This window comes from Rhizobium sp. BIGb0125, from assembly GCF_024810055.1.
In the GTDB taxonomy this organism is placed as follows: Bacteria; Pseudomonadota; Alphaproteobacteria; order Rhizobiales; family Rhizobiaceae; genus Agrobacterium.
This window is the reverse complement of record NZ_JANUDV010000001.1, coordinates 227,755-254,473: the sequence shown is the minus strand read 5'-3', so window position 1 is coordinate 254,473 and position 26,719 is coordinate 227,755. Positions and strand designations below refer to the sequence as shown.

General features: G+C 54.9%; 25 protein-coding genes and 2 pseudogenes. 14 read left to right on the top strand and 13 right to left on the bottom strand.

Annotated features, from left to right (window positions below):
- Nucleotides 1–87: 87 nt before the first annotated feature.
- The 4 genes from ykgO to M2418_RS01100 all read right to left on the bottom strand — a co-directional run bounded on the left by ykgO (nt 88) and on the right by M2418_RS01100 (nt 2,145).
- Nucleotides 88–213, bottom strand: a complete 126-nt coding sequence (ykgO, locus tag M2418_RS01115) for a type B 50S ribosomal protein L36 (protein WP_003497670.1) — start codon at nt 211–213, stop codon at nt 88–90.
- Nucleotides 214–357: 144 nt separating this feature from the next.
- A complete protein-coding gene (locus M2418_RS01110; RefSeq protein ID WP_259143017.1) occupies nt 358–1,428 on the bottom strand; it encodes a 5-(carboxyamino)imidazole ribonucleotide synthase in 1,071 nt (356 codons plus the stop codon).
- On the bottom strand, nt 1,425–1,925 hold the full coding sequence (gene purE, locus M2418_RS01105) for a 5-(carboxyamino)imidazole ribonucleotide mutase (protein WP_250982207.1): 501 nt from the start codon (nt 1,923–1,925) through the stop codon (nt 1,425–1,427). The genes M2418_RS01110 and purE overlap by 4 nt, the downstream gene beginning before the upstream one ends.
- Before the next feature lie 16 nt (nt 1,926–1,941).
- Nucleotides 1,942–2,145 carry a YdcH family protein gene (locus M2418_RS01100; protein WP_192488111.1) on the bottom strand — a complete coding sequence of 68 codons (204 nt, stop codon included), beginning with the start codon at nt 2,143–2,145 and terminating at the stop codon, nt 1,942–1,944.
- A 234-nt stretch (nt 2,146–2,379) separates the two neighbouring features.
- Between M2418_RS01100 and M2418_RS01095 the strand changes: the two genes are divergently transcribed.
- On the top strand, nt 2,380–2,556 hold the full coding sequence (locus M2418_RS01095) for a YdcH family protein (RefSeq protein ID WP_192488110.1): 177 nt from the start codon (nt 2,380–2,382) through the stop codon (nt 2,554–2,556).
- A gap of 104 nt (nt 2,557–2,660) precedes the next feature.
- On the opposite strand, the gene M2418_RS01090 is transcribed toward M2418_RS01095, so the two are convergent.
- From M2418_RS01090 to M2418_RS01080, 3 genes are all read right to left on the bottom strand, one after another.
- On the bottom strand, nt 2,661–2,915 hold the full coding sequence (locus tag M2418_RS01090) for a DUF2312 domain-containing protein (protein ID WP_192488109.1): 255 nt from the start codon (nt 2,913–2,915) through the stop codon (nt 2,661–2,663).
- Between the two features lie 158 nt (nt 2,916–3,073).
- Nucleotides 3,074–3,403 carry a DUF1244 domain-containing protein gene (locus M2418_RS01085; RefSeq protein ID WP_405049357.1) on the bottom strand — a complete coding sequence of 110 codons (330 nt, stop codon included), beginning with the start codon at nt 3,401–3,403 and terminating at the stop codon, nt 3,074–3,076.
- On the bottom strand, nt 3,396–4,187 hold the full coding sequence (locus M2418_RS01080; protein WP_259142998.1) for an N-formylglutamate amidohydrolase: 792 nt from the start codon (nt 4,185–4,187) through the stop codon (nt 3,396–3,398). The genes M2418_RS01085 and M2418_RS01080 overlap by 8 nt, the downstream gene beginning before the upstream one ends.
- A gap of 204 nt (nt 4,188–4,391) precedes the next feature.
- Here M2418_RS01080 and M2418_RS01075 point away from each other — a divergent pair, with 204 nt between their 5' ends.
- A complete protein-coding gene (locus tag M2418_RS01075) occupies nt 4,392–4,868 on the top strand; it encodes a DUF1036 domain-containing protein (RefSeq protein ID WP_246787748.1) in 477 nt (158 codons plus the stop codon).
- Complete coding sequence (gene pyk, locus M2418_RS01070) at nt 4,868–6,307, top strand: pyruvate kinase (protein WP_192488106.1); 1,440 nt, start codon at nt 4,868–4,870, stop codon at nt 6,305–6,307. Before M2418_RS01075 ends, pyk begins: the two co-directional genes overlap by 1 nt.
- A 126-nt stretch (nt 6,308–6,433) precedes the next feature.
- On the opposite strand, the gene M2418_RS01065 is transcribed toward pyk, so the two are convergent.
- From M2418_RS01065 to M2418_RS01060, 3 genes and pseudogenes are all read right to left on the bottom strand, one after another.
- On the bottom strand, nt 6,434–8,215 hold the full coding sequence (locus tag M2418_RS01065; RefSeq protein ID WP_259144724.1) for a DUF882 domain-containing protein: 1,782 nt from the start codon (nt 8,213–8,215) through the stop codon (nt 6,434–6,436).
- 288 nt (nt 8,216–8,503) lie between these two features.
- Nucleotides 8,504–8,707, bottom strand: a pseudogene (locus M2418_RS25725) (helix-turn-helix domain-containing protein); the annotation flags it as partial.
- A gap of 170 nt (nt 8,708–8,877) precedes the next feature.
- Nucleotides 8,878–10,066, bottom strand: a pseudogene (locus M2418_RS01060) (sigma-54-dependent transcriptional regulator); the annotation flags it as partial.
- A 169-nt stretch (nt 10,067–10,235) separates the two neighbouring features.
- Between M2418_RS01060 and M2418_RS01055 the strand changes: the two are divergent.
- The 7 genes from M2418_RS01055 to M2418_RS01025 all read left to right on the top strand — a co-directional run bounded on the left by M2418_RS01055 (nt 10,236) and on the right by M2418_RS01025 (nt 18,323).
- Entirely contained in the window at nt 10,236–12,101 is a 1,866-nt protein-coding gene (locus tag M2418_RS01055; protein ID WP_259142971.1) for a M3 family oligoendopeptidase, read from the top strand.
- A 93-nt stretch (nt 12,102–12,194) separates the two neighbouring features.
- Nucleotides 12,195–12,830, top strand: coding sequence for an aminotransferase class IV family protein (locus M2418_RS01050; RefSeq protein ID WP_259142969.1), 636 nt, complete (start codon nt 12,195–12,197; stop codon nt 12,828–12,830).
- A 196-nt stretch (nt 12,831–13,026) separates the two neighbouring features.
- On the top strand, nt 13,027–13,395 hold the full coding sequence (gene omp10 / locus M2418_RS01045) for an outer membrane lipoprotein Omp10 (RefSeq protein ID WP_250982211.1): 369 nt from the start codon (nt 13,027–13,029) through the stop codon (nt 13,393–13,395).
- Between the two features lie 196 nt (nt 13,396–13,591).
- Entirely contained in the window at nt 13,592–15,502 is a 1,911-nt protein-coding gene (locus tag M2418_RS01040; protein WP_259142964.1) for a 5'-nucleotidase C-terminal domain-containing protein, read from the top strand.
- A gap of 257 nt (nt 15,503–15,759) precedes the next feature.
- Nucleotides 15,760–16,794 carry a ferrochelatase gene (gene hemH, locus M2418_RS01035; protein ID WP_259142953.1) on the top strand — a complete coding sequence of 345 codons (1,035 nt, stop codon included), beginning with the start codon at nt 15,760–15,762 and terminating at the stop codon, nt 16,792–16,794.
- 48 nt (nt 16,795–16,842) lie between these two features.
- The gene (locus tag M2418_RS01030; RefSeq protein ID WP_259144722.1) at nt 16,843–17,859 is read left to right on the top strand and encodes an SPFH domain-containing protein; all 1,017 of its coding nucleotides are present in this window, start codon (nt 16,843–16,845) and stop codon (nt 17,857–17,859) included.
- 2 nt (nt 17,860–17,861) lie between these two features.
- Nucleotides 17,862–18,323, top strand: a complete 462-nt coding sequence (locus M2418_RS01025) for an NfeD family protein (protein ID WP_259142937.1) — start codon at nt 17,862–17,864, stop codon at nt 18,321–18,323.
- A gap of 20 nt (nt 18,324–18,343) precedes the next feature.
- Here M2418_RS01025 and M2418_RS01020 read toward each other — a convergent pair whose 3' ends face one another.
- Complete coding sequence (locus tag M2418_RS01020) at nt 18,344–19,339, bottom strand: SIS domain-containing protein (protein WP_259142934.1); 996 nt, start codon at nt 19,337–19,339, stop codon at nt 18,344–18,346.
- A 152-nt stretch (nt 19,340–19,491) separates the two neighbouring features.
- Here M2418_RS01020 and M2418_RS01015 point away from each other — a divergent pair, with 152 nt between their 5' ends.
- Nucleotides 19,492–21,006 (top strand): outer membrane beta-barrel protein, encoded by a 1,515-nt coding sequence (locus tag M2418_RS01015; protein ID WP_259142932.1) that lies wholly within the window; start codon nt 19,492–19,494, stop codon nt 21,004–21,006.
- A gap of 86 nt (nt 21,007–21,092) precedes the next feature.
- On the opposite strand, the gene galU is transcribed toward M2418_RS01015, so the two are convergent.
- Nucleotides 21,093–21,980 carry a UTP--glucose-1-phosphate uridylyltransferase GalU gene (galU, locus tag M2418_RS01010; RefSeq protein ID WP_250982217.1) on the bottom strand — a complete coding sequence of 296 codons (888 nt, stop codon included), beginning with the start codon at nt 21,978–21,980 and terminating at the stop codon, nt 21,093–21,095.
- 194 nt (nt 21,981–22,174) lie between these two features.
- On the opposite strand from galU, the gene M2418_RS01005 reads away from it, so the two are divergent.
- From M2418_RS01005 to M2418_RS00995, 3 genes are all read left to right on the top strand, one after another.
- Nucleotides 22,175–23,398 (top strand): lytic murein transglycosylase, encoded by a 1,224-nt coding sequence (locus tag M2418_RS01005; RefSeq protein ID WP_259142930.1) that lies wholly within the window; start codon nt 22,175–22,177, stop codon nt 23,396–23,398.
- A gap of 66 nt (nt 23,399–23,464) precedes the next feature.
- A complete protein-coding gene (locus M2418_RS01000; RefSeq protein ID WP_250982219.1) occupies nt 23,465–24,685 on the top strand; it encodes an SGNH family hydrolase in 1,221 nt (406 codons plus the stop codon).
- Nucleotides 24,686–24,818: 133 nt separating this feature from the next.
- Nucleotides 24,819–25,004, top strand: a complete 186-nt coding sequence (locus tag M2418_RS00995) for a hypothetical protein (protein WP_250982220.1) — start codon at nt 24,819–24,821, stop codon at nt 25,002–25,004.
- Nucleotides 25,005–25,091: 87 nt separating this feature from the next.
- Here the strand turns inward: M2418_RS00995 and M2418_RS00990 are convergent, their stop codons facing one another.
- Nucleotides 25,092–26,549, bottom strand: a complete 1,458-nt coding sequence (locus M2418_RS00990; protein WP_259142914.1) for a glutamate synthase subunit beta — start codon at nt 26,547–26,549, stop codon at nt 25,092–25,094.
- Between the last annotated feature and the right edge of the window lie 170 nt (nt 26,550–26,719).

The following is a 26,719-nucleotide window of genomic DNA, read 5'->3' as shown; positions in this document are numbered from 1 at the left end:
CGTCGCGCCGAATATCAAATCATAATTTATGCAGTATCAACAATGTGAACCGGCCTGTTTGACAAGGACGGATCAACCTCGCAGCAATCAGCCCTGACGAGCTTTGAAGCGTGGGTTCTGCTTGTTGATGATGTATACGCGGCCCTTGCGGCGAACCAGGCGGTTATCGCGGTGACGGGCCTTAAGCGCTTTAAGCGAATTCTTGATCTTCATTTTACTGGTCCGCAGTTCTGCGAGACATTCTGTCTCGCGTGGTATCTAACAATCAAAAACGCGCAACGAGGCGCGCTCTTTTCGGTTGGCAGGCAAATACCCTGTCGCCCCCGCCCTGTCAACACGCAAAGCCGTGTTTCCAGTTCAGGAGCGTTGTTTTACAGCACCTTTCAGTTCCGTAACATGCCCCATCTTGCGGCCTGCACGGGCTTCCGACTTGCCATAAAGGTGCAGGACGCAATCACTTTTGCCGAGCCATTGCGGCACGGAATCCACATCATCACCAATCAGATTGGTCATAACGCAGTCGGAATGACGTCGGGAATCAGCAGCAGGCAGCGCGCTTATGGCGCGAATATGCTGCTCAAATTGCGAAACTGCACAGGCAGCTTCCGTCCAGTGGCCGGTATTGTGGACACGTGGCGCAATCTCATTGGCTACGAGCGAGCCGTCGGGCAACACAAAGAACTCGATGCCGATAATTCCGACATAGTCCAGAGCGTCAAGAATTTTGCCCGCAGCATCAACCGCTTGACTGGCGGTCGATTCGGAAATGGAGGCCGGTACGGTCGAGGTGTGCAAGATGCCGTTCAGATGGACATTTTCGGCAGGGTCGTAACAAACCACCGAACCATCCTGGAAACGAGCCGCAATGACGGAAATCTCACGCTCGAAATTTACAAGGCTTTCGAGAATCAGAGCACCACCACCCAACGCGTCAAACGCGCCGTCAGCACTTTCGCCACGGAAAAGCTTCTGTCCCTTGCCATCGTAACCAAACCGGCGGGTCTTCAACACGCCCTTGCCGGAAAATTCGGAAAGCGCCTTCTCCAGATCAGACTGGCTATCAACAGCGTGAAAATCAGCGGTTCTGATTCCACAGCCATTGATGAATGTTTTTTCGACCAGACGATCCTGCGAAACGCTGAGTGCCTTCGGCGGCGGGTAAACCGCAACCGTCCGCGCCAGCTCTTCAGCAGCACCGACCGGCACGTTTTCGAATTCATAGGTGACGATATCGCAAAGAGAAGCGAGTTCCGCCAGCGCTACGGCGTTATCATACGCCGCTACGATCTGGCGGTTGCAAACCTGCGCCGCCGGACAATCGGCCTGTGGTTCAAGGATAATGGTTTTGAAGTTTAGACGGGCAGCAGCCATGGCCAGCATACGGCCAAGCTGGCCACCGCCAATAATGCCGATGGTCAAAATATTCATTGAGGATTATCCATCGGGTACTCAGCAACCGAGGCTGTCTGGCGGGCACGCCATGCATCCAGCCGGTCTGCAAGATCTTCGTCAGACAGCGCCAGAACCGCAGCGGCCAGCAGCGCGGCGTTGACTGCGCCGGCCTTGCCGATGGCCAGTGTGCCGACAGGAATGCCGGCGGGCATCTGAACGATCGAATAAAGACTGTCCTGTCCGGACATGGTTTTGGACTGCACCGGAACGCCAAAAACCGGCAAAGAGGTCATTGCAGCGGCCATGCCCGGCAAATGTGCAGCACCACCGGCACCTGCAATAATTATCTTGAAGCCTTCATCACGTGCGCCTGTTGCAAAATTGAACAGCCGTTCAGGCGTGCGATGCGCAGAGATAATACGCGCCTCATATTCAATATCCAGGGCATCCAGTGTGTCGGCAGCGTTCTTCATGGTCTCCCAATCCGACTGGCTGCCCATGATGATTGCGACTGGCGGCGTTTCTGTCGTCATGCTTACCGGCTCCCTGTCAGGCAATAATGTCGGGAATGATCTGGTCTTCGATCTGGCTCATCTGATCCTTAACCACCAGTTTTTTCTTCTTCATCCGCTGAACACGCAAGGCATCGCAATTGGTCTGGATCATCGCATTGATGGCGACGTCGTAATCTTCATGTTCCTGCCGCAATCGCGCCAATGCCAATCTGATATCTGCCTGTGACTGATCGGGCATTTCTGCATCCCCACTCTATGATCCCGGCTTTGCCGGTGTTCTGACATTCGCTGACCTGCCTCTACCACCAAATGCCGGTAACGGGAAGTTATCCATTGCGACCAAATTGCCCAGATGTTGCCCTGATTTCGCCTTCGACAATCCTAACAATCCGTGTCACATTAGTTTCGTAAACCTGAAACTCCAGCAGTGGAGTGCTGGAAGTAGGTCACAAAAGAAGGAAGGACGTGCAGCATGACCATACAGGCTCATATCGCATCGCTCGAAAAGAAACACGGAGCTCTTGAGGACGAGCTCGAAAGTATTCTTGCTTCCCCGTCATCGAATGACCATGAGATTTCGGAACTAAAGCGACGCAAACTTCGCCTGAAGGATGAATTGCAAAAACTCAAAAAAGATACACGTCATTAAAAATATGCTTCCGCGGCGCCAATGAGCGACAGGAAGCTGAAGTGTAAGAAGAACTGGCCGTCTCGCAGGAGACGGCCAGTTTTTTATTGCCCGTTGAAGGACACTTATTCCATGCCAAGGGCAGCCATGTAGGTCTGCAGAATGGATTCTTCTTCCAGACGCTCATTGGCGTCCTTCTTGCGAAGGCGGATAATGGTGCGGATGGCCTTGGTGTCGTAACCACGGCCCTTGGCTTCGCCCATCACGTCCTTGATGTCGCCCTGGATAGCCGCTTTTTCTTCTTCAAGGCGCTCGATCCGCTCGATGAACTGGCGCAGCTCGGCAGCGGCTACGGTTTCTGTTGTGCTGGTCTCATCCATCGTGAATTCCTTCATCTTGTCTGTTCTTGAGCCCGATCGGGCATGTTTCATCCGGCACATGTCAACGGAACGACGTCCAGAACATGGCACCAATTTTTTCCCGCTGTGAACTGCCGACTGGAAACGCCCGCGTCAAGCCTGTTCGACAGCGCGAACCTTCATTCCTTTGGCTTATTTATTTCAAATGCTGATTTTTGCGCATCTGACGCCTCATGCTGGTGCTGGTTCTTCCAGTCCTCATAAGGCATGCCGTAGACGATTTCCCTGGCCTCGTCCTTGCTGATCTCGACACCGGCATCTGTTGCCGCATCGCGATACCAGTTTGAAAGGCAGTTACGGCAGAACCCGGCCAGGTTCATCATATCGATGTTTTGCACATCGCTTCTTTCACGCAGGTGCTGAACGAGCCTGCGGAAAGCAGCCGCTTCAAATTCAATCTGCTGTCTGTCGTCCGGTGTCGTCAAAACGTCACTCCCCTTTTCAGGCATAAGGTCCGGTCCGAGATTGGAATAGCTGGTATTCGTGCAACGCCGGATCGCTGTTCATTGCGGCAAAAATAGGAGCAAGCCTGTCAGACCATGAGGTAATTCCTGCCTCATCGGCGATCAGATCCTGCCGCACCTCCAACAGCGCATGTGCAAGACCCTTGCTCATGCAGTGCTGATACATGCAGTCGCCTTTAAGCGCACCATCATAGGGTTCGTTGTCGCCAACCAGAATATCGCCGGGCAAACGCAGCGCGTCCAGAAGCGGGTGAACCGCGCGATAATCCGTGTCCCACAACACCGCAGCATGCCATGGGCGCGGCGTCTGTTTCCAGAACGGCGTATAGGAATGCAGCGAAAACACCAGCGGCGCCTTGCCAGTCGCCTGTTTTGCCTGACCGAGAACCTTGTCGACAGCATTATGGTACGGACGGTGGTAGGTCTCGATACGCCGGTTCCATTCTTCATCCGAAATCGGATGGTTGCCGGGAATGATGGCGCCATCGGAAATTTTCATGATCAGCGTCGGATCGTCCTCACCGCGATTGGGATCAATCAGCAGCCGGGAAAAGCGGCTCATGACCGCAGGCACACCCAGCTTCTTTGACAGGGAGCGGGTCAAGCCCTCAATACCAATGTCAAAAGCAATATGTCGTGAAAATGCACTCTCTGGTAAGCCAAGCTGATTATACTGTAGAGGAACTGTGTTCATGGCATGGTCCGCTATCAGAACCATGCCTTTGTCATAATCACCATCTAGGATTTCAAATGCGGGGAAGTCTTGCATCGTCAATTTCTTGAAAGCATTCGTGGGAGCGCGTTTGATGACATGGCTGGCCCAACAGCGCAAGCCAAACGGGAGTGCCAGCTCTCAACAGCCATCAGAATGCAGACACACACCGAATATAATCGATTAGACTTGCGTTGACATTCGCCGCCCGTCGCGCCAAGAAAGTGTATCATGAATAACTATGGAAACCGGAGGGAAGCCATGCGCAAAACCATCTCCTCTCTCCTTCGAGTACCTGCCCGGCTCAGCGCCGCAACACCTGCCATTGGCGCCCTTCTGGTCGCTCCGTTCCTGTTCGCAGCGCCTGCAAAAGCAGATTTCCGTGTTTGCAACAGCACACAGAACCTCGTTGGCGTGGCTATCGGATATCGTGCCGAAGCGGGTTGGGTCAGCGAAGGATGGTGGCAGGTTCCGGCCTCTACATGCGCCACGTTGATCGAGGGCGAGTTGCAATCACGATATTATTATCTTTATGCGGAAGATGCTGCACGCGGTGGTCGCTGGACTGGCGATGTCAACATGTGCGTGGCTGAAAACGAGTTCAAGATTGCAGGCATCGACGATTGCTACGCTCGCAGTTTCCAGCGCATGGGTTTCAAGGAATATGATACGGGGCGCCAAGGAAGCTGGATGGTCCAGCTTTCGGATACGCCCGGCACACAGGAAAGTCAGCACTGATGAGGCGTAACCGCAAAGTCAAAATTCTTGCAACACTTGGTCCGGCTTCCGGCGAAGAAGCCATGATCGAAAAGCTGCACCTTGCTGGCGCAGACCTCTTCCGCATTAACATGAGCCATGCAAGCCATGAACTCATGCGTACGCTCGTGGCGCGCATTCGCTCGGTTGAAAGCCGTAATGGCCGCCCGATTGGCATTCTCGCCGATTTGCAGGGACCAAAACTACGCGTTGGCAAATTTGCCGATACCAAGGTTGATCTCGTACCGGGACAGACCTTCACACTGGATAGCAACGAGGAGCCGGGCGACAAGAACCGCGTTTTCCTGCCGCATCCTGAAATCCTGGAAGCCGTGAAGCCGGGCGACCGCCTGCTGATCGATGATGGCAAGTTGCACCTGCGCGCTGAAAAGTGCGACGGCAAGAGCATCGTTGCCACGGTTGTCGCTGGCACCAAGATTTCTGACCGCAAGGGTATCAGCCTTCCCGACACACTGCTCGGCGTTGGCGTGTTGACAGACAAGGACCGTGTGGACCTTGATGCGGTTCTGGCAACCAATGAAATTGACTGGGTTGCCCTGTCCTTCGTGCAGCGCCCGGAAGACCTTGCAGAAGTTCGCAAGATTGCCCGTGGTCGCGTTGGCCTGATGTCGAAGATCGAAAAGCCACAGGCTATTGAGCGAATCGAAGAAATCATCGAGCTGTCTGACGCTCTGATGGTTGCCCGTGGTGACCTTGGCGTTGAAATGCCGCTAGAAACTGTGCCTGGCCTGCAAAAGCAGCTCATTCGCGCATGTCGCCGCGCCGGCAAGCCGGTTGTTGTGGCAACACAGATGCTGGAATCGATGATCACCGCGCCGGTTCCGACTCGTGCGGAAGTCTCCGACGTGGCAACAGCCGTGTTCGAAGGCGCCGACGCCATCATGCTTTCGGCAGAATCAGCCTCGGGCGACTATCCTGTCGAAGCGGTTTCAACCATGGCATCGATTGCCAGCACGGTTGAACTCGATCCGCATTATTCCGGCATCATCTATGCGCAGCGCGCCCAGCCGGAAGCAACCGGTGCCGACGCGATTTCGCTTGCTGCCCGCCAGATCGCTGAAACACTGAAACTGTCGGCTATCGTTACCTACACGTCCTCGGGCACCACCGGTCTGCGTGCGGCCCGTGAACGTCCACAGGTTCCGATCATCGCCCTGTCTCCGGTCATTCAGACGGCTCGCCGCCTCTCTGTTGTCTGGGGTCTGCACTGCGTGGTCACTGGCGACGCAGACAATCTGGATGACATGGTCAACCGCGCCTGCCGGATCGTTGTGTCGGAAGGCTTCGGTAATCCAGGCGACCGTATTATCATCTCCGCAGGTGTACCGCTTGGCACGCCTGGCGCAACCAACATGGTCCGTATCGCCTACATCGGCTCCGACGGCCAGAGCGGCGTTTAACACACCAGTTGCGGCATACTCCTAATCTATCGAGTATGCCGCCTGTTTTAAAAAGCCCAATCAACCAGACAACAAAAAAGCCCGCTGACACGATCAGCGGGCTTTTTTAATGAATGGCTTTATGCGTTACGGCATTCTGGTTGGTGTGCTGAAGCGGCTGGAGTCGATTGCTGCGGCACCCTGCTTGAAACCGGAAGAGGCGTTCGAAGCTGTCATCTCGTTGTTCAGAATACGGTTGCTGACAACACGTGGAGCCTTCACGTTACGCGGAGCCTCACCCTTGGTCTTGTTGAGCGCCCAGCCGGAAATCAGGTCCTGGGTCAAGCGACCACCACCGGTCATCGCCTGCTCGGAGATCGCAGCTTCCTGCTTGCTTGGACGGCCACCCTTGGCAGGCAATCCAGCGCGCAGACCATTATCGGCCGTGCCCTTCACATCGAAAGCATCACCAAACTGCGCAGCAGTTGGCTTGGTCGCCTGCACGGCAGCAGCTGGAGCAATCGAAGCAACCTGCTGCTTTTGCTGAGCTGGCTTCTGGTTGTGGATCAAGTCAGCAACATTATCTTTCGCAGCAGGCGTGGCCGGAACCGGTGCGGAGGCAGACTGTATGCTATCGCGTGCACTCTGACCACTACGCTCAAGCGCAGCAACCACGATAGGCGAAAGAACAGCTTCTTTCTGCTCGGCCTCGTCTGCCTGTGCTTCAGTATCTGCATCAGCCACGGCAATCAGCGATTCGACACTTGCAGGACGGTGAGATGGAATTGGCGCCATGATATTGGGTTCACCAGACGCCTGCGGATCAACAGCAGCTGTCATCACACCATTTTCAGCATCGCCACGCATACCGCGCGGTCCGAGCAGGGTCGGAACCGGGATTTTGTAGTCGCCCAGATCTGCAAACTGTGGGTTCGCAGGTGTTGGCGTTGCTGGAAGTGCGGCCTGCAAAGCTTCTTGCGCCGCATTACGCGTCGGAGAATACAGCGCCGTTGCCAGACCGGTATTGGCCTGCTGGGTGTTCAGCGAAGGACGCGAAAGCGGAAGCGGAGCATCGATATTAACGCCCGGAGGCGGTTCTGCGCTTGCTACAGCAACAGGCTGCTGCGCCCGCTCCACAGGAGCAGGACGCTCTTCAGGTGCTGGTGCTGCAATGCTTTCTGCATCTTCATCCTCGTCGCCACCTCCGCCAAACAGCGCAGACAACAGGGTTCTCTTCTTGCCACCGGAGGATGATGTCGGGCCTGCACCGGCAGTGCTTGCCACCTGAACGGACGACGAGCTGACACGACGCTTGTAGTCGGCCAATGCCTGATCATAACCCGGCAATGGCTTACCATCGGCAGGCAGGTGAATAGTATTGCCCTTCGGGAAAATGCGCACGAGGTCCTGACGGCTCATGCGTGGCCAAGCGCGAACGCTGCCGACATCAAGATGCACGAAAGGAGAACCGGAGGTTGGATAGAAGCCCACGCCGCCGATCTGCATCTGCATGGCGACTTCACGAAGACGGGAAAGTTTTACGCCAGGAATATAAAAGTCCATGGCCTTGCCAAGCGTGTGCTGGCTGTTCTTTGCAACACCCTTGGTGCGCGACCGCAACATGCCATTGGTCTCTGGCGAGCGGAACGCAGACACAACATTGATATATTCAGTCGCGCCACTGCGCTGATAGACTTCCCAAACAAGGTCAAAAAGTCTCGGATCCATCTTGGTTGGCTGGTTACGACGCCAGTCGCGGAGGAAGCGATTAAGCTCCTGAAGACCCTTCTGATCATACTTTCCATTACGCTTGAAGGTGATAACCGCCTTCTCTTTCGTATGGATGTAATACAGCTTGAGGCTACGGGTCTCGGCTGCCGCCGGAGCAGCAGACAAGGACAATGCAGGCAATGACATCAGAGCAGCCATAACCAGGGCGATACCACGCCCGGAAAGCTTCTCTCCCACATGCTTGAGCCTGTCACACACGCTTTTGCCCGAGCGCGCTATATTCCGCTTCAAATCTGGCAATTCGATCCCCGTCTGATAGACAACCCACCATAGTGTCTCAGATGAACGTAAATTACGGTGACACGATGGCAAATTTACCACACATATACAACCTTCCTCTTTATAGTGAATATTACGCTAATAAGAGGTTTACAGATGGTAAGGGAATATCCTTGCCTGACGGTTAACGCAAGAAGTCATTGGTTTTTAAGCAGCTTCGTTGAGTGGATCGTCCGGATCGATGCCATAATCCTTCAGTTTGCGATAAAGCGTGGAACGTCCAATCCCCAGTTTTCTGGCAACTTGACTCATCTGACCACGATAAAATCTTAAGGCAAAGCGGATCAATTCTTCCTCAATGTCGGCCAATTTGCGCACATTTCCATTGTCATCAACGCTGGAAATGAGGTTGCCGCCTGAAAAAACAGGGGAGGATTGGCTGTCTTCGGCGGAAAAAGCCTCCATCACCGAAAGGATATCAGGGGTGCGCGACATCGGGCGTGGTTCCGGCGCTGGCGTGCTCAGCAACATGCGGTCACTGATACGATGGCTAAGGTCATGCAACTCGTCGGACGACGCAAATTCCGGCATCTGCAGCGCGATCTGCGGGAAATCGTCTTCCGTCAATTCATCGCCCTGCGCCAGAACAACAGCGCGGAAAATCGCATTTTCAAGCTGACGAATATTGCCCGGCCAATCGTAAGCCGTCAGCAATGCAAGCGCACTGGCATTGACGCCCATGGCATGTGGCAGTTTCTGTTCGGCAGAAAAACGCTCTGCAAACACCCGCGCCAGATATGGAATATCTTCCTTGCGACGACGCAATGCTGGAATGGTGATGGGGAACACATTGAGGCGGTAATAAAGGTCTTCGCGGAAACGACCTTCTTTCACCTCTTCAATAAGGTTCTTGTTGGTCGCCGAAATCAGGCGGACATTGACCTTCTGTACCTTGGCAGAACCGACCGTCTCTATTTCTCCCTGCTGCACGGCGCGCAGCAGCTTGACCTGCACTTCAAGCGGTAGGTCGCCAATCTCGTCGAGAAACAGCGTGCCACCGTCGGCTTCCATGAACTTGCCGACATGTTTTTCGGTCGCGCCAGTAAAGGCACCCTTTTCGTGACCGAACAGAATGCTCTCAACCAAATTTTGCGGAATAGCACCGCAGTTGACGGTAATGAATGGTTTGCCAGCGCGATCACCGGCCGACTGGATGGCACGCGCCACCATTTCCTTGCCGACGCCGGATTCACCTTCCAGCACCACAGGAATATTGGACTGCGCTGCGCGCTGCGCCAGTTCGACAACCCGCAACATGGCAGGGCTTGCCGATACGATATCGTTAAAGCCAACCGCGTGATGACGGCTGCGACGGCCCGTTCGGGCTTTTGCTTCACGCTGATCAAGCTTCAGGGCATTGGCAATGGCCGCGCCAATACGTTCGGGTGAAACCGGCTTCACCACAAAATCAAATGCACCTGCGCGCATAGCCTGAACGACGGTATCAATGCCTCCCTGCCCGGTCTGAACGACCACTGGCACATCGATACCCTGTTCGCTGATCGCCTTGAGGAAGGAAAGCCCATCCATTTCCGGCATCATGAGATCAAGCACGACAACGCTGATTTCGCCGCTATGCTGCTTGAGCAGTTCGAGACCGGCTCTGCCGTTTTCGGCGATCATGGCGGCATGGCCATAACGTTCAACCGCGTTTTTGAGCAGGCGACGCTGAACTGGATCGTCATCGATAACGAGAATTTGCGCGATCATCTTGGGCTCCCGGTTTCCGGTTTATGGACCCACTTCATGCAGACCCTTTGACGTCACACTTGCATAAAAGGCTTGAACATCCAGTTTTGAGAATTGCTTGCATTTTATCTATTGGCGGGGGAAACAAGAGGCGAAATTTTGTGAGATGCACAGCTGATGAGGACAGAAAATGACATTTCCGACGCAAGGCAAACACCGCACGTTCTCGACTTCGGTTGCAGGTGGGCAGGCATTCGATCCAGCCCTTGGAGAACTTCCTGTCTGGAAATTGTCTGATCTTTATCCTTCGGCAGATTCTGCCGCACTGAAGCAGGACATCGAAAAATCAGCAGCAGATGCCAAGGCCTTTGAAGACAAGTGGAAAGGCAAGCTGGATCAAGCAGCAGCCAAGACCGGCAACGAAGGCATTGGTCAGGCGCTGCGAGAATATGAAGCGCTGGATGATCTGCTCGGCAAGATTGGCTCTTTCGCGGGTCTCACCTATTTTGCCGACACGGCAAACCCGGCCAATGGCAAGCTGTATGGCGACACACAATCCAAGCTCACCGACATCTCGGCACATTTGCTGTTCTTTACGCTGGAGCTGAACCGGCTTGATGACGCGACGCTTGAAAGCGCCATGCAGAACGACACGGTTGCCGGTCACTACCGCCCATGGCTGGTGGATTTGCGTAAGGACAAGCCGCACCAGCTGGATGACAAGCTGGAGCAGCTGTTTCTTGAAAAGTCGATGACCAGCGCTGCAGCCTTTAATCGCCTGTTCGACGAGACCATGGCCGAACTGCGCTTCGACATTGACGGCGCAGAACTGCCGTTGGAAGCCACGCTCAACCTTTTGCAGGACCCGGAACCAGAAACCCGCGCCAAGGCCGCCAAGACGCTGAGCAGCACATTCTCCAAGAACATCCGTATCTTCACGCTGATCACCAATACGTTGGCCAAGGATAAGGACATCTCCGACCGCTGGCGCAAGTTTGACGATATTGCCGACAGCCGTCACCTGGCCAACCGCGTCGAGCGCGAAGTGGTTGACGCACTGGCAGCCGCTGTTCAGCAGGCTTATCCCCGTCTGTCCCATCGTTATTACGCCATGAAAGCCAAGTGGCTTGGCATGGAACAGATGGAATATTGGGATCGCAATGCGCCCCTGCCCGACACCTCCAACACGCTGATTTCGTGGAATGAAGCAAAGGACACGGTTTTGACCGCTTACGGCGACTTTGCGCCGGAAATGGCAACAATCGCCGCCCGTTTCTTCGATGAACAATGGATCGATGCGCCTGCCCGCCCCGGCAAGGCACCGGGTGCGTTTGCCCATCCGACAGTTCCCTCTGCCCACCCTTATGTCCTGGTCAACTATCTTGGAAAACCACGCGACGTCATGACGCTTGCCCACGAGCTTGGTCACGGCGTGCATCAGGTCCTGGCCGGCGAACAGGGCGCATTGATGTGCTCCACACCGCTGACGCTGGCGGAAACCGCATCCGTCTTTGGCGAAATGCTGACCTTCCGAACCCTGTTGAAAAACACCACCGACAAGCGCGAGCGCAAGGCCATGTTGGCGCGCAAGGTGGAAGACATGATCAACACCGTCGTGCGCCAGATCGCCTTTTACGAATTTGAGCGTAAGGTTCACACCGCCAGAAAAGACGGCGAACTGACCTCAGAGCAGATCGGCGAATTGTGGCTGTCGGTGCAGGCAGAAAGCCTTGGCCCGGCTATTCGTATTTCGGAAGGCTATGAAAGCTGGTGGGCCTATATCCCACACTTCATCCATTCGCCTTTCTATGTCTACGCTTATGCCTTCGGCGATTGCCTCGTGAACTCGCTCTATGCGGTCTACCGCAATGCGGATGAGGGATTTCAGGACAAATATTTCGCGCTGCTCAAGGCTGGCGGTACCAAACACCATTCAGAGCTTTTGAAGCCTTTCGGTCTTGATGCGACCGATCCATCGTTCTGGAGCAAGGGCCTGTCGATGATCGAAGAATTGATCGATGAACTGGAAGTTCTCGACAAAGACGAAAATCCTTAAATTTCGGGCAAGCTTCATAGTCCTGAATGCGTATGAAAATTCGTCCCCGCGCCAGCGGGGATGAACACTTTTTGGCAAGCGGATGAAACAGCGATGAAACGCAAACCAGTCGATCTGACCTTGATGGAAACCCTGCGATGGGAGCCGCAAACCGGCTTTCAGCGTCTGGAGCAGCATCTTCGCCGCCTGGCACGGTCAGCCGATGCGCTTGGTTTCCGCCAACCGGTCGACGCCCAGAAGACGTTGGAAAAAAGCGTTGCCGGAGAGGCAGCCCTCAGGGTCAGCCTTGTGATGAACTACAAGGGACAATTGGACATCACCACCTCAGACCTGCAGGTTCTGCCTGAAGGTACCGTCTGGAAATTGAAAGTTGCCAACAAAGCACGGCTGGACTCCAGCGACACGTTTTATCGTCACAAGTCATCCCGCCGTGAGCCTTATGAAACCGCGCGCGCCGAATTCCCGATTTCAGAAGCAGACGAGGTCTTGCTGCTGAATGAACGCGGTGAGGCATGCGAAGGCTCTTCCACCAGCCTGTTTGTCGAAGATAGCGAAGGCCAATTGCTGACCCCACCGCTGGACAGCGGCGTTCTACCCGGCGTGTTGCGCGCCGATTTGATAAGAGAACGGAGGGCACGTGGTCAGGCGCTCAAGCTGGAAGACCTGCAGGGACGACGTATTTTCGTCGGCAATTCGGTGTATGGCCTTATTCCTGCACAGCTGATTTAGGACGCAAGAAACGACGCAACGATTTCGCGCGCTGCGCATTTACCGGCTGCGTATCTGCGAAGATGCGAGTTTTTGTGCAACGCATATCTGAAATCTATTGTTGTTTGACGTGATTGAAACCAATGCATCCTTGCAACGCACCATTCTTCACGGCATGTTTTCACACCATAAATATCGAATCGCAGGGAGTTTACGCATGAAGATCAAGACCGGCATTGCTCTGGGCCTGGTTTCCATAACATTGGCATCGTGCGTTTCCGCACCGCCCCCGCGTTCGATGGCTCCGGCCGCACCACAGAGACCTGCTGTTGATGGCCGGTGGGTGGATCGCAACGGTATTGTGTCGACGTTCCAGAACGGAACATTCTCCACCCATTCGACCGACAGCAATACGCTGCTGGCCTCGGGCAACTACAGCATGATTTCGCCGACCCTGATCGAAATCAACATGACCTCGCTGCTACGTAACACCCAGTCGAAGGTTAATTGCGCCATGGTTTCGCAGTCTCAGCTGAACTGCACCACGGATAGCAACAATCAGTTTTCTCTGTCCCGTCAGGGCTGATTCATTCCTGTTATATTTACGGTTTAAAGAGTGCGCGCATGAGAAGTGTGTTCGCAAGGAAAAGCTGTGTCACAATTTAGCTTGCAGTTCGTGCGGCCAAATGGAAACATCTGCTTCGGGTGAACAGCTCATGAGACATTAGCGGCCTCTGCAAAATGCGGTGGCCGTTTATATCGTATTGATACAGGAGAGAAAAATGCACAGACTTACCAAACTCGGCTTGCTGGCCGCATCGGTTGTTACGCTGTCGACAAGCGCCGCCTTTGCCGATTACGAACTCAACATCCTCCATATCAATGACCTGCATTCACGCATCGAAGCGATCAATAAATTCGATTCGACTTGCTCTGAAAGTGAAGCAGCCAAGAATGAATGCTTTGGCGGCATTGCCCGGGTAAAAAGCGCCATTGACGCTCGCCGTGGCGAACTCGGCAACGCCAACACGCTCGTTCTCGATGCTGGCGACCAGTTCCAGGGCTCGCTGTTTTATACACAATATAAAAGTGGCCCAGTTGCCGAATTCATGAATGGCATCGGTTTTGACGCCATGGCCATCGGTAATCACGAATTCGATGATGGCCCTGAAGAACTGCTGAAATTTATCGACGCCCTGAAATTCCCGATCATCTCTGGCAACACCATGGCGGGTGACAGCTCCATCCTGAAGGACAAGTTCAAGGGTTACGTCATCAAGGAAATGGGCGGCGAGAAAGTTGCTGTTGTTTCAGTTCTGGCCACAGACACGGACGAAACCTCTTCGCCAGGCGACAAGATTCTGTTTGCCGACGAAATTTCCTACCTCAAGGGTGCGGTAAAGGAAATTCAGGATCAGGGCGTCAACAAGATCGTGCTGCTGTCGCATGTCGGTTACGTCAAGGATCAGGAAATCGCCAAGGAAGTTGATGGCATCGACGTTATTGTCGGCGGCCACAGCCACACACTTCTGTCCAGCACGGATGACAAGGCCGCCGGCCCTTATCCGACACTGGTCAAGAACCCATCGGGCGTCGATGTTCCAATCGTCACGGCTTATGCCTATTCCAAGTATCTTGGTGACCTCAAGGTAACCTTCGATGACAACGGCGTCGTCAAGTCTTGGGAAGGCGCACCAAAGCTGCTCGACGCATCGGTTACCCCTGATGCCGGCTACGTGACCCGCGTTTCGGAACTGGCACAGCCGCTTGAAGAGCTAAAGAAAAAGGAAATCGGCTCGACCACGGAAAGCATCGATGGCTCGCGTGAAGTTTGCCGCGCCAAGGAATGCACCATGGGGAACCTGGTGTCCGATGCGCTGCTCGACCGCGTGAAGGATCAGGGCATCTCGATTGCCATCCAGAACGGTGGCGGTCTGCGTGCCTCCATCGACTCTGGCACCATCACCATGGGCGAAGTGCTGACGGTTCTGCCATTCCAGAACTCGGTGGCCACCTTCCAGCTCAAGGGCTCCGACATCAAGGAAGCACTTGAAAATGGCGCAGGCCAGATCGAAGAAGGTGCAGGCCGCTTCGCACAGGTTGCCGGTCTGAAATACTCCTTCGACCGGTCCAAGGCACCCGGCAGCCGTGTAGTTTCCATTGAGGTCAAGGAAGGCGATGCCTTCGTACCGCTGGATAACGACAAGGTTTATGGCGTCGTCTCGAACAACTACATGCGTTCGGGCGGTGACGGCTACAAGGTATTCGCAAGCAAGGCGATCAATCCTTACGATTTCGGGCCAAGCCTTGAAGATTCCGTTGCAGCCTACCTGACGGCAAACAACCCGTACAAGCCTGCAACAGACGGCCGTATCACCGACGTAACCTCTGCTGACTATGTTGCTCCTGCCAAGGAATCTGCCCCTGCAACTGCTGCCGCACCGGCTGCCCCTGCTCCAGCTGCGACAGCACCTGCGGCTCCGGCCCCTGCAGCACCAGCGGCAACTGCACCGGCAGCAACCGCTGAAAACCTTGCCAAGTATGTCGTCACCAAGGGCGACTCGCTTTGGAAGATCGCCGTTGAAAAATACGGTGACGGCACCCTGTGGACAAAGATTGCCGAAGCCAATGCGCTGAAGCGTCCAAACCACATCGAGGTTGGCGCCGAGCTGGAACTGCCAGCCAAGAACTAAGCAGAGAAGACAATTTGCCGCATATGACACAGCCGGCCCTTCATGGGCCGGCTTTTGTTTTTTACAGCTCTATAAATATATGAAAAACCGGTATTATTTGACATATGTCATATCAATAACCGCCACCTGCCCTTTTATGGGAGGCGAAAAGCAATTCCGGAAGATGTTCACGGTGAACCATTTTCCGTTAGAAGAGTGAACCGTTGCAGCAATACGAACGTATTGCACACAACCTATTGATGTTCAGGAATTTATGTATGGTAGCCAGCACTTCAGTCATTCCGGCAGATCACCCTCCTGTTTCCTTCGGCAAGGTCGGCGTACTTCTCGTCAATCTCGGAACTCCGGATGGAACCGATTACTGGTCCATGCGCCGTTATCTCGCAGAGTTTCTTTCGGACAAGCGCGTCATCGAATGGTCGCGCCTGTACTGGTACCCCATCCTCTACGGCATCGTGCTCAACAAGCGCCCGCAGAAGGTTGGCAAGGCTTACGAAGAAATCTGGAACAAGGACCTGAACGAAAGCTATCTGCGCACCTATACCCGCAACCAGTCCGATCTGCTTGGCAAGATCCTCACCGACCTGCCAAATGTGGTTGTCGACTGGGGCATGCGTTATGGCCAGCCATCCATTGCCGAGCGCATTGACGCGCTAAAGGCCAAGGGTTGCGAAAAGCTGCTGATTTTCCCGCTTTACCCGCAATATGCCGCTTCCACGACGGCAACGGTTAACGACAAGGCATTCGAACATCTGATGAAACTGCGCTGGCAGCCTGCCGTTCGCACCGTTCCTCCCTATCATGATGACGACGCCTACATTGAAGCGCTTGCCAACTCGGTGAAGTCACATCTTGCCAAGCTGGATTGGGAGCCAGAAAAGATAATTGCCTCGTTCCACGGCATTCCGCAGTCCTACTTCAAAAAAGGCGACCCCTACCATTGTCATTGCGCAAAAACGGCACGTTTACTGCGTGAAAAACTGGGTATGGACAAAAACCGCTTCCTGCTGACATTCCAGTCGCGTTTCGGACCTGAGGAATGGTTGCAGCCCTACACCGACAAAACGGTTGAAAGACTGGCGCAGGAAGGCGTCAAGCGCATCGCGGTCATGAACCCGGGTTTCGTTTCCGATTGTCTGGAAACACTGGAAGAAATTGCCGGTGAAGCGGGAGAGATATTCCTGCATAATGGCGGCGAACATTTCACACATATCCCATGTCTCAATGACAGCGAGGATGGCATGCGCGTTCTGGAAACAGTTGTGCGTCGGGAATTGCAAGGCTGGGTATAAGCGCATAAGACTTTCTACGGAAAGTTTAACATGCATATGGAGGAACCGATGGTTCTCGGAGGGTTTGATATTGTGGTGTTGGTGGGGGTGGCGCTGGTCATTCTGGTCCTGTTTGCGGGTATAAAAACCGTACCACAGGGTTTCCGTTATACGGTGGAGCGCTTCGGTCGTTACACACGTACGTTGGAACCAGGCCTCAACATCATAACGCCCTTCATCGAGTCCATCGGCGCTCGTATGAACGTCATGGAGCAGGTGCTCGACATTCCGACCCAGGAAGTCATTACCCGCGACAACGCCAGCGTCTCTGCGGACGCCGTTGCCTTTTATCAGGTTCTTAATGTTGCGCAGGCCGCTTACCAGATCTCCAATCTGGAAAACGCCATCCAGAACCTGACCATGACCAACATCCGCTCGGTAATGGGCTCGATGGATCTTGATGAATTGCTGTCCAACCGTGACGCCATCAATGACCGGTTGCTCCGCGTCGTGGATGAAGCCGTTGGACCATGGGGCATCAAGGTAACCCGCATTGAAATCAAGGACATCGCACCACCGAAGGATCTGGTTGATTCGATGGCCCGCCAGATGAAGGCCGAGCGCGAAAAACGTGCGCAGGTTCTGGAAGCTGAAGGTTCGCGTGCCGCGCAGATCTTGCGTGCGGAAGGTTCCAAGCAGTCGGCCATCCTGCAGGCGGAAGGTCAGCGTGAAGCAGCGTTCCGTGACGCTGAAGCCCGCGAACGCCTTGCCGAAGCGGAAGCCAAGGCAACCCGCATGGTGTCGGAGGCCATTGCTGCGGGTGATGTCCATGCCATCAACTACTTCATTGCGCAGAAATACACCGAAGCCCTGTCGGATATCGGGACTGCCAACAACGCCAAGATCGTGCTGATGCCGATGGAAGCCTCGGCGCTGATCGGTTCACTGGGCGGTATCGGAGCAATTGCCAAAGAAGTGTTCGGCAGCGACGGCACACAACGCCAGCCGGAACCCCGGCCACGCCCTGCAGCGCCTTCGCGCACAGCACCTCAGGTCAATCCATTCGCACCGCCGTCGGATAGATAATCATGATAAAACAGGCCATAGCAGAGCTTGGTCCATGGAGCTGGTGGATCACCGGCTTCATCCTGTTTGCCGCAGAACTTGCCGCTCCGGGCGTATTCCTGATCTGGATCGGTGCAGCGGCTATCGTTGTTGGTGCATTGTCACTGCTGCTCTGGGACGCAACATTGTGGTCATGGCAGGTGCAATTCGTGCTGTTTGCAGCACTCTCTGTTGCCTTTGCCCTGATTGGTCGCCGTTACTTCGGCAAGCCAAATGCAGCCTCGGACGAACCCTTCCTCAATCAGCGTGAAGCAAGCCTGATTGGCCGCACGGCAACACTGATGGAACCGATTGCGGAAGGTCGCGGACGCATAAAACTGGACGATACGGTCTGGCCGGTCAGCGGCCCGGATCTGCCAGCCGGAACGCGCGTGCGCATCATGGCTGCACATGGGCGCAACCTCACCGTCGAGTCCGTGGAATAAGTCAGAAAAAACCTTGCGGCTTAGGCAACTCCGAGCCGCAAGAAATCGTGGAAATGCACCAGCCCAAGCGGCCGGTTTTCATCATCCACCACGATCAGCGCGCCAATCTGATGCTTTTCAAGGAAGGCAAGTGCGCTGGTTGCCAGCATGGTGGTCTTAACCACCTTCGGCGTGCGGGTCATGATGTCGTCAACCTGCAATCCTGAGAGATCGCGCGACAGATTACGGGCAAGGTCACCCTCGGTGACGATACCGCACAATCGGCCATCCTCATCAAGAATGCCGACACAGCCAAAATGTTTGTGCGACAGAACCTTGACCGCCTCGGGCATCAATGTGCCCTTGGCAACCAGCGGAACCCGCTCACCGGTGTGCATGATATCACCGACCTGCGCGAGGCTCGCACCCAGTTTTCCACCTGGATGAAACACCCGGAAATCGCCGGCCGTGAACCCGCGCGCTTCCAGCAGTGCAACGGCAAGCGCGTCACCCAAGGCGAGCTGCATCAATGTCGACGTGGTTGGCGCCAGACCATGCGGGCAGGCCTCCTGCTCATTCGGCACCAACAGCACGATGTCGGCCGCCTTGGCGAGCGAAGAATTTTCCGAACAGGTCAGTGCAATCAACGGAATGGAAAACCGCCGGGTGTAATCGATGGTGCTACGCAGCTCTGCACTCTCACCACCCTTGGAAATGGCCAGCACCACATCATTGCCAGCAATCATACCAAGATCACCGTGGTTTGCCTCGGCGGCATGCACGAAAAAGGCGGGTGTTCCGGTCGACGCAAATGTCGCCGCCAGCTTGCTGCCAATGTGCCCACTTTTGCCAACACCTGTGATGATGACACGGCCGTCGATCGAACCAATCGTCTCGATTGCCGCGTTAAACGGCTGGGCAAGACCATTCTGCAGCGCCATTTCCAGTGCTTCAAGACCCTTCCGCTCGATATTGATCGTGCGCAGGGCCGAGTCGATGGCGAGATTATCGATGAGTTTCACAGATCTTTTAATCATGCCGGACTGTTACTCCTTTCGAAAAAAACTGTCCAGCGGTCAAAACCAACCTGGCACCCGCATTATAATCGCCGCAATCCCGGCATGCGAAACCAGATGTTAACCACATGACTTTACCTTTGGGTAAGATTTGGAAATTTGCCGGAACAGCCATGCCGAAACCCACAGACAGCGCGGCCAGACGCCTTAAAGCGTGGCGCAATGCAGCCGCATTGCTGGTGGCATGCACATGTCTGTATGAACCGGCCATCGCCTTTGCCCAAAGCACAAAAGCCACGCCCGTCCTCAAAAGACGGACCGACAGCCGTGTCGCCACAGCCCTGCAACAAAACCAGGCGGAAGTAGAGGCCGAAGCCACCGGCGTTGATCCGGCAGCGGCAAACCCGACCGACCCAACAACGCTGACCACACAAAGCATTGCCCCACCTGTCAATGCGGGCGATGCCATCACCGACGAGCCGGACGAGGCAAGTGCACCCTATGAGCAGCAGCTCAATCCTTACGAACCGACCATAGATGGTGGTGACGTTGATCCAACGGCTGCGACGAACCTGACACCCGGTATCCGGTTGGGAACGATGGTGCTGCGCCCGACAATCAGCCAGACGCTGAACACCGAAAAACAGAAATCATCCAGCAGTTCTGATCGTCGCAACTACATGACGACAGGCATTCGCGGTACTCTAAACAGCGACTGGTCGCGCCACTCCTTGACGGTAACGGGCGACGGAGCCTGGGAGCGCAATTTCGGCAGCGATAAAAGCGGCGAGGAACCACGCGCCTCGATCAATGCCGACCTGCAGCTTGATCTGGCAAAAGACACAACCGTCAACATAACCGGCGGCTACAACTTCAGCCGCGAAGATACTGATGACCCGAACGCCCTGAACAATGCATCCGTTCAGTCAGGTGTCCATGAATTTACCGGCGGCGTTGCCGTGGCGCGCGATCTTGGCCGTATACGCGGACTGGCGGCCATTGAACTGCAACGCAACGTCTATTCTGCCGCCAAGGCGCTGGATGGCAGCTCGATTGATCTGAGCGCCCGCGACCGCACCGGCGGCGATATTCGCTTGCGGGCAGGTTATGAACTGTCACCTGCTCTCATTCCGTTTCTCGAGGTCTCATCCGGCCTGACCCGTTATGACGACAAATTCGACGATACGGGTTATGAGCGCTCTTCCAAATCCTACGGCGCCAAGCTTGGTACGGAGCTTGATCTCGGTGAGAAACTTCGTGGCGAACTGGCACTCGGTTATCTGCGTAAAAGCTACGACGACCAGAGATTGGGCTCCATAAATGCATTCAGCGTTGATGGCGATCTCTCATGGTCGCCGCAGCGCGGTACGGACGTGAGCCTTGGCCTGCGCACAACCATCGAAGATTTTGCTGGTGGCTCGCAGGGTGGCTGGATATCTCATCGCCTGACGGCAGGCCTGACCCATCAGTTGCGCAACAACCTGGTGGCGCGCCTCACCGGACAGGTCACCCGCCGCAACTTCCCATCCGGAGATACGCGGGACGTGACGGAATATTTCACCTCTGCCGGGCTGACATGGAGCCTCAACCGTTATCTCGATCTGACAAGCGATATCAGTTACCAGACGACACCGGCCTACGACACCGGCACATGGCGGATTGGCGCAGGTATCGCTTTCAAGCGTTGAACGCGCCGCAGCGGTTGCTTCAAATCGAGACATAAAAAAATCCCGGCTTTCACCGGGATTTTCTGCTTTTCTGACTGTGCCGCCGCTTATTTCAGCTTGGCGAGCAGTTCCTTCAGAGGACCTTCGATGGACGGGCGAATATCGCTCCGCTCCAGCGCAAATGCCAGGTTGGCAAGAATGAAGCCATCCTTTGCACCGCAGTCATAGGTCTGACCCTGGAAATGGTAACCGAAGAAATCCTGGTCCTTGGCAAGCGTTAGCATGCCATCGGTAAGCTGGATTTCATTGCCGGCGCCACGTTCCTGCGTTTCCAGAATGTTGAACACTTCCGGCTGCAGAATGTAGCGGCCGTTGATGTAGAAATTGGAAGGTGCAGTGCCCTTGGCTGGCTTTTCGACCATTTCTGTGATCTTGAAGCCGTCGCCAGCCTTTTCGCCAACGCCGACGATACCGTACTTGTGCGCCTGATCAGGGTCGCATTCCTGCACGGCAATAACGTTGCCACCGGTCTGGTTGTAAACGTCGACCATGCCCTTGAGGCAGCCCTTTTCGGAATGCATGATCATGTCAGGCAACAGAACCGCAAATGGCTCATCACCAACGATGTCGCGTGCACACCATACCGCATGGCCAAGGCCAAGTGGTGCCTGCTGGCGTGTGAAGCTCGCTGTACCTGCCTTTGGCAAAAGGTCTTCGAGCAAAGTCAGCTCGACCTTTTTGTTGCGCTCGCGCAGCAGCTGCTCGAGTTCGAATTGAATATCAAAATAGTCTTCGATGACCGCTTTGCCGCGACCTGTAACAAAAACAAAATGTTCTATGCCTGCTTCAATGGCCTCATCGACCACGTACTGCAGAACAGGCTTATCAACAACAGTAAGCATTTCCTTCGGAACAGCTTTCGTTGCCGGCAAGAAACGAGTTCCCATACCTGCGACCGGAAAAACGGCCTTCCGAATTTTCGTATTTTCTACCACGCATCCCTCCTGAGAGACTAATTGGATAATATTCCCCGCGCAGCGCTATATTCCAAAACTTTTTAAGATTTGCAAAGGGTGACGCTACGAACGGTTAATGGTAAAGAATTTGTTGACATTAATTTGTTATCACATCGTGAAGCCCGATGCGTATCTCGCCATCGAAATGAAATTCGAGAGACGAAAGACTGACGATGAAAAAGCTGATCCTTTCAGATGTCCGTAAATTTGGCTGCATGGTTTTTGCAGGCTTAGCAATAACTTTGACCCCAGCGTCTGCCAGCGCTGATGCTGGTTTTCGAAAATGGATCAACGACTTTTATACCACTGCCGCTAAAAGTGGTATTACCAAGGCGACATATCAAAAGGCTTTTTCAGGCGTTACTGAACCAGACCCTGAAGCCTTGCGCAAAGCAAACTTTCAGCCGGAATTCAGCACGCAGATCTGGGACTATCTGGATTCACGCGTAAACCCGTACACGGTTCGCATTGGTCGCGAAATGAAGGCCAAGCACGCCTCGACGCTGAATGCCATCGAGCGTCACTTCAACGTCGATAAAAACATCCTGCTCGCCATCTGGTCAATGGAATCGAATTATGGTGCCGTTCTGGAAAAGCCAGAACGCCTGCATCACATTCCAACCACGCTGGCAACGCTTGCCTATGCCGATCCGAAGCGCGCAAAATTTGCCAGAACGCAGCTGATTGCCGCCTTGCAAATTCTCCAGAACGGCGACGTGTCGGCGAAAAACCTCACCGGTTCCTGGGCAGGTGCGATGGGCCACACGCAGTTCATTCCTACCAGCTACCTGCTTTACGCGGTTGATGCGGATGGAAACGGAAAACGCGATATCTGGCACTCCATTCCTGATGCTCTGGCAACCGCCGCCAACCTTCTGGCGAAAAATGGTTGGGAGCCAGGCAAAACATGGGGTTATGAAGCCGCTGTCCCCTCAGGTGCCGGTCGCTATGAAGGCCAGACAAAAACTCTGGCGGAATGGGCAAAGCTTGGCTTCGCCAGACCGAATGGCAAAACGTTTCCACGCGGCTCCGACAGAGCGCAACTGGTCATGCAGGGCGGAAAATCCGGTCCTGGCTTCCTGATGATGAAAAACTTCTTCACCATCAAGAAGTACAACGCTTCCAACAGCTACGCGCTTGCTGTCGGTCTTCTGGCAGATGAAATTGCCGGTTATGGCGGCATGCAGCAGCGTTGGCCACGCCCCGATGGCACACTCGACATTCGTGAGAAATTCGAGTTGCAAAGCCGCATGAAGGAACTCGGCTATTATGATGGGGAAATCGACGGCAACTTCGGTTCCGGCTCGAAAGCAGCCATCAGCGCCATCCAGCAACGTCTGGGCATGACCAATGACGGCGAACCCTCGCAGCGACTTCTGCGTGCACTGAGGAACTGACAACCCTGAGGCAGGCTTCCGGTTATAGGCAAGCCTGTGATATGGTATGTCATACGAGGATGCATCATGAATAAGCAGGCAAAGATCAACAAGCCAGCCCGACTTCGCGCAGGTGCGAGTGCTCTGTGTGTGCTTGTTGTCCTGCCTCTTTTTCCCTCACCTGTGTTCGCACAGGAACGTGAGCGACCACGTACTCTCATGGATATGCTGTTTGGCGGGCGCCAGCGCGAAATGCGTGACGGCCGCCAATTGCGGGAGGAGGAACCGCGCGTAAGACGTCCCCCTCCCCGCGAACGCTCCGTTTCGCGCCCGCAGACACCGCGCACGACACCATCCGTCACACAGATGCGCACCACAGCCCCGGCCGCACCGGTTACCAAACTTGAAAATGCCCGCCGCGTTCTGGTGGTCGGTGATTTTCTAGCCAGCGGCATGGGTGACGAGCTTACCAAAACCTTTGCTTCATCACCGGCAATTGCCGTTGATGTCAGAGCAAATGGTTCGTCCGGCCTTGTCCGTACAGACTATTATGACTGGCTGTCCAACCTTCCGAATTTCATTCAGGAGGTCAAACCTGCCGCCGTCGTTATCATGCTCGGTTCCAATGACCGGCAGCTGATGATGATTGGCGACCTCAGGGAAAAATACGGCACCGATCTGTGGTTCAAGGAGTATGAGCGGCGCATCGATGCGCTGGCAACGATTGTCTCGCGGCAGAAGATACCACTTTTGTGGGTCGGCCTGCCCGCCTTCCAGTCCCCATCGCTCACCACAGATTTTGTCGGCTTCAACCGCCTGTATCGCAACCACACCGAAAAACACGGTGGCGAATTCGTGGATGTCTGGGACGGGTTTGTCGATGAAGGTGGCAAGTTCATCATCACCGGTTACGACGTCAACGGACAGCAGGCCCGCCTGCGTGAGGCGGACGGCATCGGCATGACGCAGGCCGGCAAACGCAAGCTCGCCTTCTATGTCGAGAAGTTCCTGCGTCGCCACGTCGATACCGCCGCCCCAGAACAGGATTTGAACGCAAGCAATCTGCCCGCTCTCACGTCCCTGCCTGCGCTTGGCATTGATGCCGGGCAAGTTAGAACGCAGCCGATCAGCTTGACCGACCCGGAACTGGACGGTGGCAATGCATTGCTGGGAGACAGGCCGGCACCGGCCACCATTCGCGAAACACCACGCGAACTGCTGATCAAGCGCGGTGAAATGGCCGATGCGCCGTTGGGCCGCGTCGACGATTATCGTATGCCAACGCCCGATACCGGCACTACGGAATAATATCCGGCCGCAAAAAGCAGGCCTGCAGTTCATCACATAATATTAAAACAGGAACGTTCCTGAAACGCTTTGGTTAAGCTTGGGGCAGAGCAACATTGCTTTGCCCAGATGATGGATATGAGGAGTAAACATCATGGCCCACCAAGGTGGCACGCATGACCAGCACAGCAAAGCTGGCCAGAAATCCGGAAAAGGCGGCAGCGACAAAACCCGCAGCGCATCATCCGGGGCAGCAACAGAAAACAAGACCGGAATGAAAGACAGCCCTCGCGACCAGTCGATGAAGGGCGGTCAGCAGGATCATAAAAACAAACACTGATCTTGGATTTGTCATGATCCCCGTGTTGATTCGGGGATCATTTCCTCAAACAAAAGGCGACCGAATGGCCGCCTTTTTTTAATGTTTTTAGCGCGGCAAAACCGTCGATCCCATCAACGCTTCGTCAATCGCATGTGCTGCCTGACGACCTTCACGGATCGCCCATACAACCAATGACTGGCCACGACGCACGTCGCCGGCCGCCCACAGCTTGTCGACCGAGGTCTTGTAGTCGGTTTCATTTGCAACAACGTTGGTCGAACCACGGCGGTCAGTGTTGAGCGTCAGCTTGCCGTCCATTTCCTTCAGAACGCTGTCGGTGAACGGACCGGAGAAACCGATGGCGATGAATGCCAGATCGGCCTTGATGATGAATTCGGTGCCCGCAATCGGCTTGCGCTTGTCATCAACCTGGCAGCATTTCACGCCCGTCAGAACACCATCTTCGTCACCGACAAATTCTAGGGTCGCAACCTGGAACTCACGCACCGCACCTTCAGCCTGCGAAGACGATGTGCGCATCTTTGTTGCCCAGTATGGCCAAACAGCGAGCTTGTCTTCCTTTTCAGGCGGCATCGGACGAATGTCGAGCTGCGTTACCTTCACAGCACCCTGACGGAATGCAGTGCCAACGCAGTCAGACGCCGTATCGCCACCACCAACAACAACGACATGCTTGCCCCCAGCCAGGATCGGGTCGGAAGGCCAGCCAACGCTATCGATGTTTTCACGGCCGACACGACGGTTCTGCTGCACCAGATAAGGCATAGCATCATGAACGCCATGGAAATCCGTACCGCCAATACCGGCCGGACGTGGGGTTTCGGAGCCACCGCAATACAGAACTGCGTCATGACCAGCGATCAGCTTTTCAACGGTCAGATCAACACCGATGTTGACGCCGTAATGGAAGGTCACGCCCTCACCCTTGATCTGCTCAACGCGACGATCGATGAAGTTCTTCTCCATCTTGAAGTCAGGAATACCGTAGCGCAGCAGACCACCAGCCTTGGATTCACGCTCGTAAACGTGAACTTCGTGGCCAGCGCGGCCGAGCTGCTGGGCAGCGGCCAGACCGGATGGGCCGGAACCGATAATCGCAACTTTCTTGCCGGTGTGAACGGTCGCAGGCTTTGGCACGATGAAGCCAAGCTCATAGGCCTTGTCGGCAATCGCCTGTTCAACGGTCTTGATCGCAACCGGTGTATCTTCAAGGTTCAGTGTGCACGCCTCCTCACAAGGCGCGGGACAGACGCGACCGGTGAATTCCGGGAAGTTGTTGGTGGAGTGCAGGTTACGGATCGCCTGTTCCCAACCGCCATTATAGACCAGATCGTTCCAGTCTGGGATCTGGTTGTGTACTGGGCAGCCCGTCGGGCCATGACAGTAGGGAATACCACAGTCCATGCAGCGTGCCGCCTGCTTCTGCACTTCGGCATCCGACATTGGAATGGTGAATTCACGGAAATGGCGAATACGATCCGACGCAGGCTGATACTTGCCCACCTGACGGTCGATTTCCAGAAAGCCTGTAACCTTACCCACTTTATATCCTCACATCAAAGCAGGGCGCCTGTCGGGCCCCAATACCAGTAAGCGAAACCAACGACCGCCCCCAGTATGATAAACTCAAATCTGACTTCGCCACTTGCAAGATAGGTTGCCGCGGGTGCGGCAACTGCAACGATTAGCGAAACCAGTCGGTGTAATGTCTT

Excerpts from the sequence above, each read along its gene's own strand:
- ykgO (WP_003497670.1), bottom strand. The coding sequence starts at position 213 with ATGAAGATCAAGAATTCGCTTAAAGCGCTTAAGGCCCGTCACCGCGAT.
- M2418_RS01110 (WP_259143017.1), bottom strand. The coding sequence starts at position 1,428 with ATGAATATTTTGACCATCGGCATTATTGGCGGTGGCCAGCTTGGCCGT.
- purE (WP_250982207.1), bottom strand. The coding sequence starts at position 1,925 with ATGACGACAGAAACGCCGCCAGTCGCAATCATCATGGGCAGCCAGTCG.
- M2418_RS01100 (WP_192488111.1), bottom strand. The coding sequence starts at position 2,145 with ATGCCCGATCAGTCACAGGCAGATATCAGATTGGCATTGGCGCGATTG.
- M2418_RS01095 (WP_192488110.1), top strand. The coding sequence starts at position 2,380 with ATGACCATACAGGCTCATATCGCATCGCTCGAAAAGAAACACGGAGCT.
- M2418_RS01090 (WP_192488109.1), bottom strand. The coding sequence starts at position 2,915 with ATGGATGAGACCAGCACAACAGAAACCGTAGCCGCTGCCGAGCTGCGC.
- M2418_RS01085 (WP_405049357.1), bottom strand. The coding sequence starts at position 3,403 with ATGCCTGAAAAGGGGAGTGACGTTTTGACGACACCGGACGACAGACAG.
- M2418_RS01080 (WP_259142998.1), bottom strand. The coding sequence starts at position 4,187 with ATGCAAGACTTCCCCGCATTTGAAATCCTAGATGGTGATTATGACAAA.
- M2418_RS01075 (WP_246787748.1), top strand. The coding sequence starts at position 4,392 with ATGCGCAAAACCATCTCCTCTCTCCTTCGAGTACCTGCCCGGCTCAGC.
- pyk (WP_192488106.1), top strand. The coding sequence starts at position 4,868 with ATGAGGCGTAACCGCAAAGTCAAAATTCTTGCAACACTTGGTCCGGCT.
- M2418_RS01065 (WP_259144724.1), bottom strand. The coding sequence starts at position 8,215 with ATGGCTGCTCTGATGTCATTGCCTGCATTGTCCTTGTCTGCTGCTCCG.
- M2418_RS01055 (WP_259142971.1), top strand. The coding sequence starts at position 10,236 with ATGACATTTCCGACGCAAGGCAAACACCGCACGTTCTCGACTTCGGTT.
- M2418_RS01050 (WP_259142969.1), top strand. The coding sequence starts at position 12,195 with ATGAAACGCAAACCAGTCGATCTGACCTTGATGGAAACCCTGCGATGG.
- omp10 (WP_250982211.1), top strand. The coding sequence starts at position 13,027 with ATGAAGATCAAGACCGGCATTGCTCTGGGCCTGGTTTCCATAACATTG.
- M2418_RS01040 (WP_259142964.1), top strand. The coding sequence starts at position 13,592 with ATGCACAGACTTACCAAACTCGGCTTGCTGGCCGCATCGGTTGTTACG.
- hemH (WP_259142953.1), top strand. The coding sequence starts at position 15,760 with ATGGTAGCCAGCACTTCAGTCATTCCGGCAGATCACCCTCCTGTTTCC.
- M2418_RS01030 (WP_259144722.1), top strand. The coding sequence starts at position 16,843 with ATGGTTCTCGGAGGGTTTGATATTGTGGTGTTGGTGGGGGTGGCGCTG.
- M2418_RS01025 (WP_259142937.1), top strand. The coding sequence starts at position 17,862 with ATGATAAAACAGGCCATAGCAGAGCTTGGTCCATGGAGCTGGTGGATC.
- M2418_RS01020 (WP_259142934.1), bottom strand. The coding sequence starts at position 19,339 with ATGATTAAAAGATCTGTGAAACTCATCGATAATCTCGCCATCGACTCG.
- M2418_RS01015 (WP_259142932.1), top strand. The coding sequence starts at position 19,492 with ATGCCGAAACCCACAGACAGCGCGGCCAGACGCCTTAAAGCGTGGCGC.
- M2418_RS01005 (WP_259142930.1), top strand. The coding sequence starts at position 22,175 with ATGAAAAAGCTGATCCTTTCAGATGTCCGTAAATTTGGCTGCATGGTT.
- M2418_RS01000 (WP_250982219.1), top strand. The coding sequence starts at position 23,465 with ATGAATAAGCAGGCAAAGATCAACAAGCCAGCCCGACTTCGCGCAGGT.
- M2418_RS00995 (WP_250982220.1), top strand. The coding sequence starts at position 24,819 with ATGGCCCACCAAGGTGGCACGCATGACCAGCACAGCAAAGCTGGCCAG.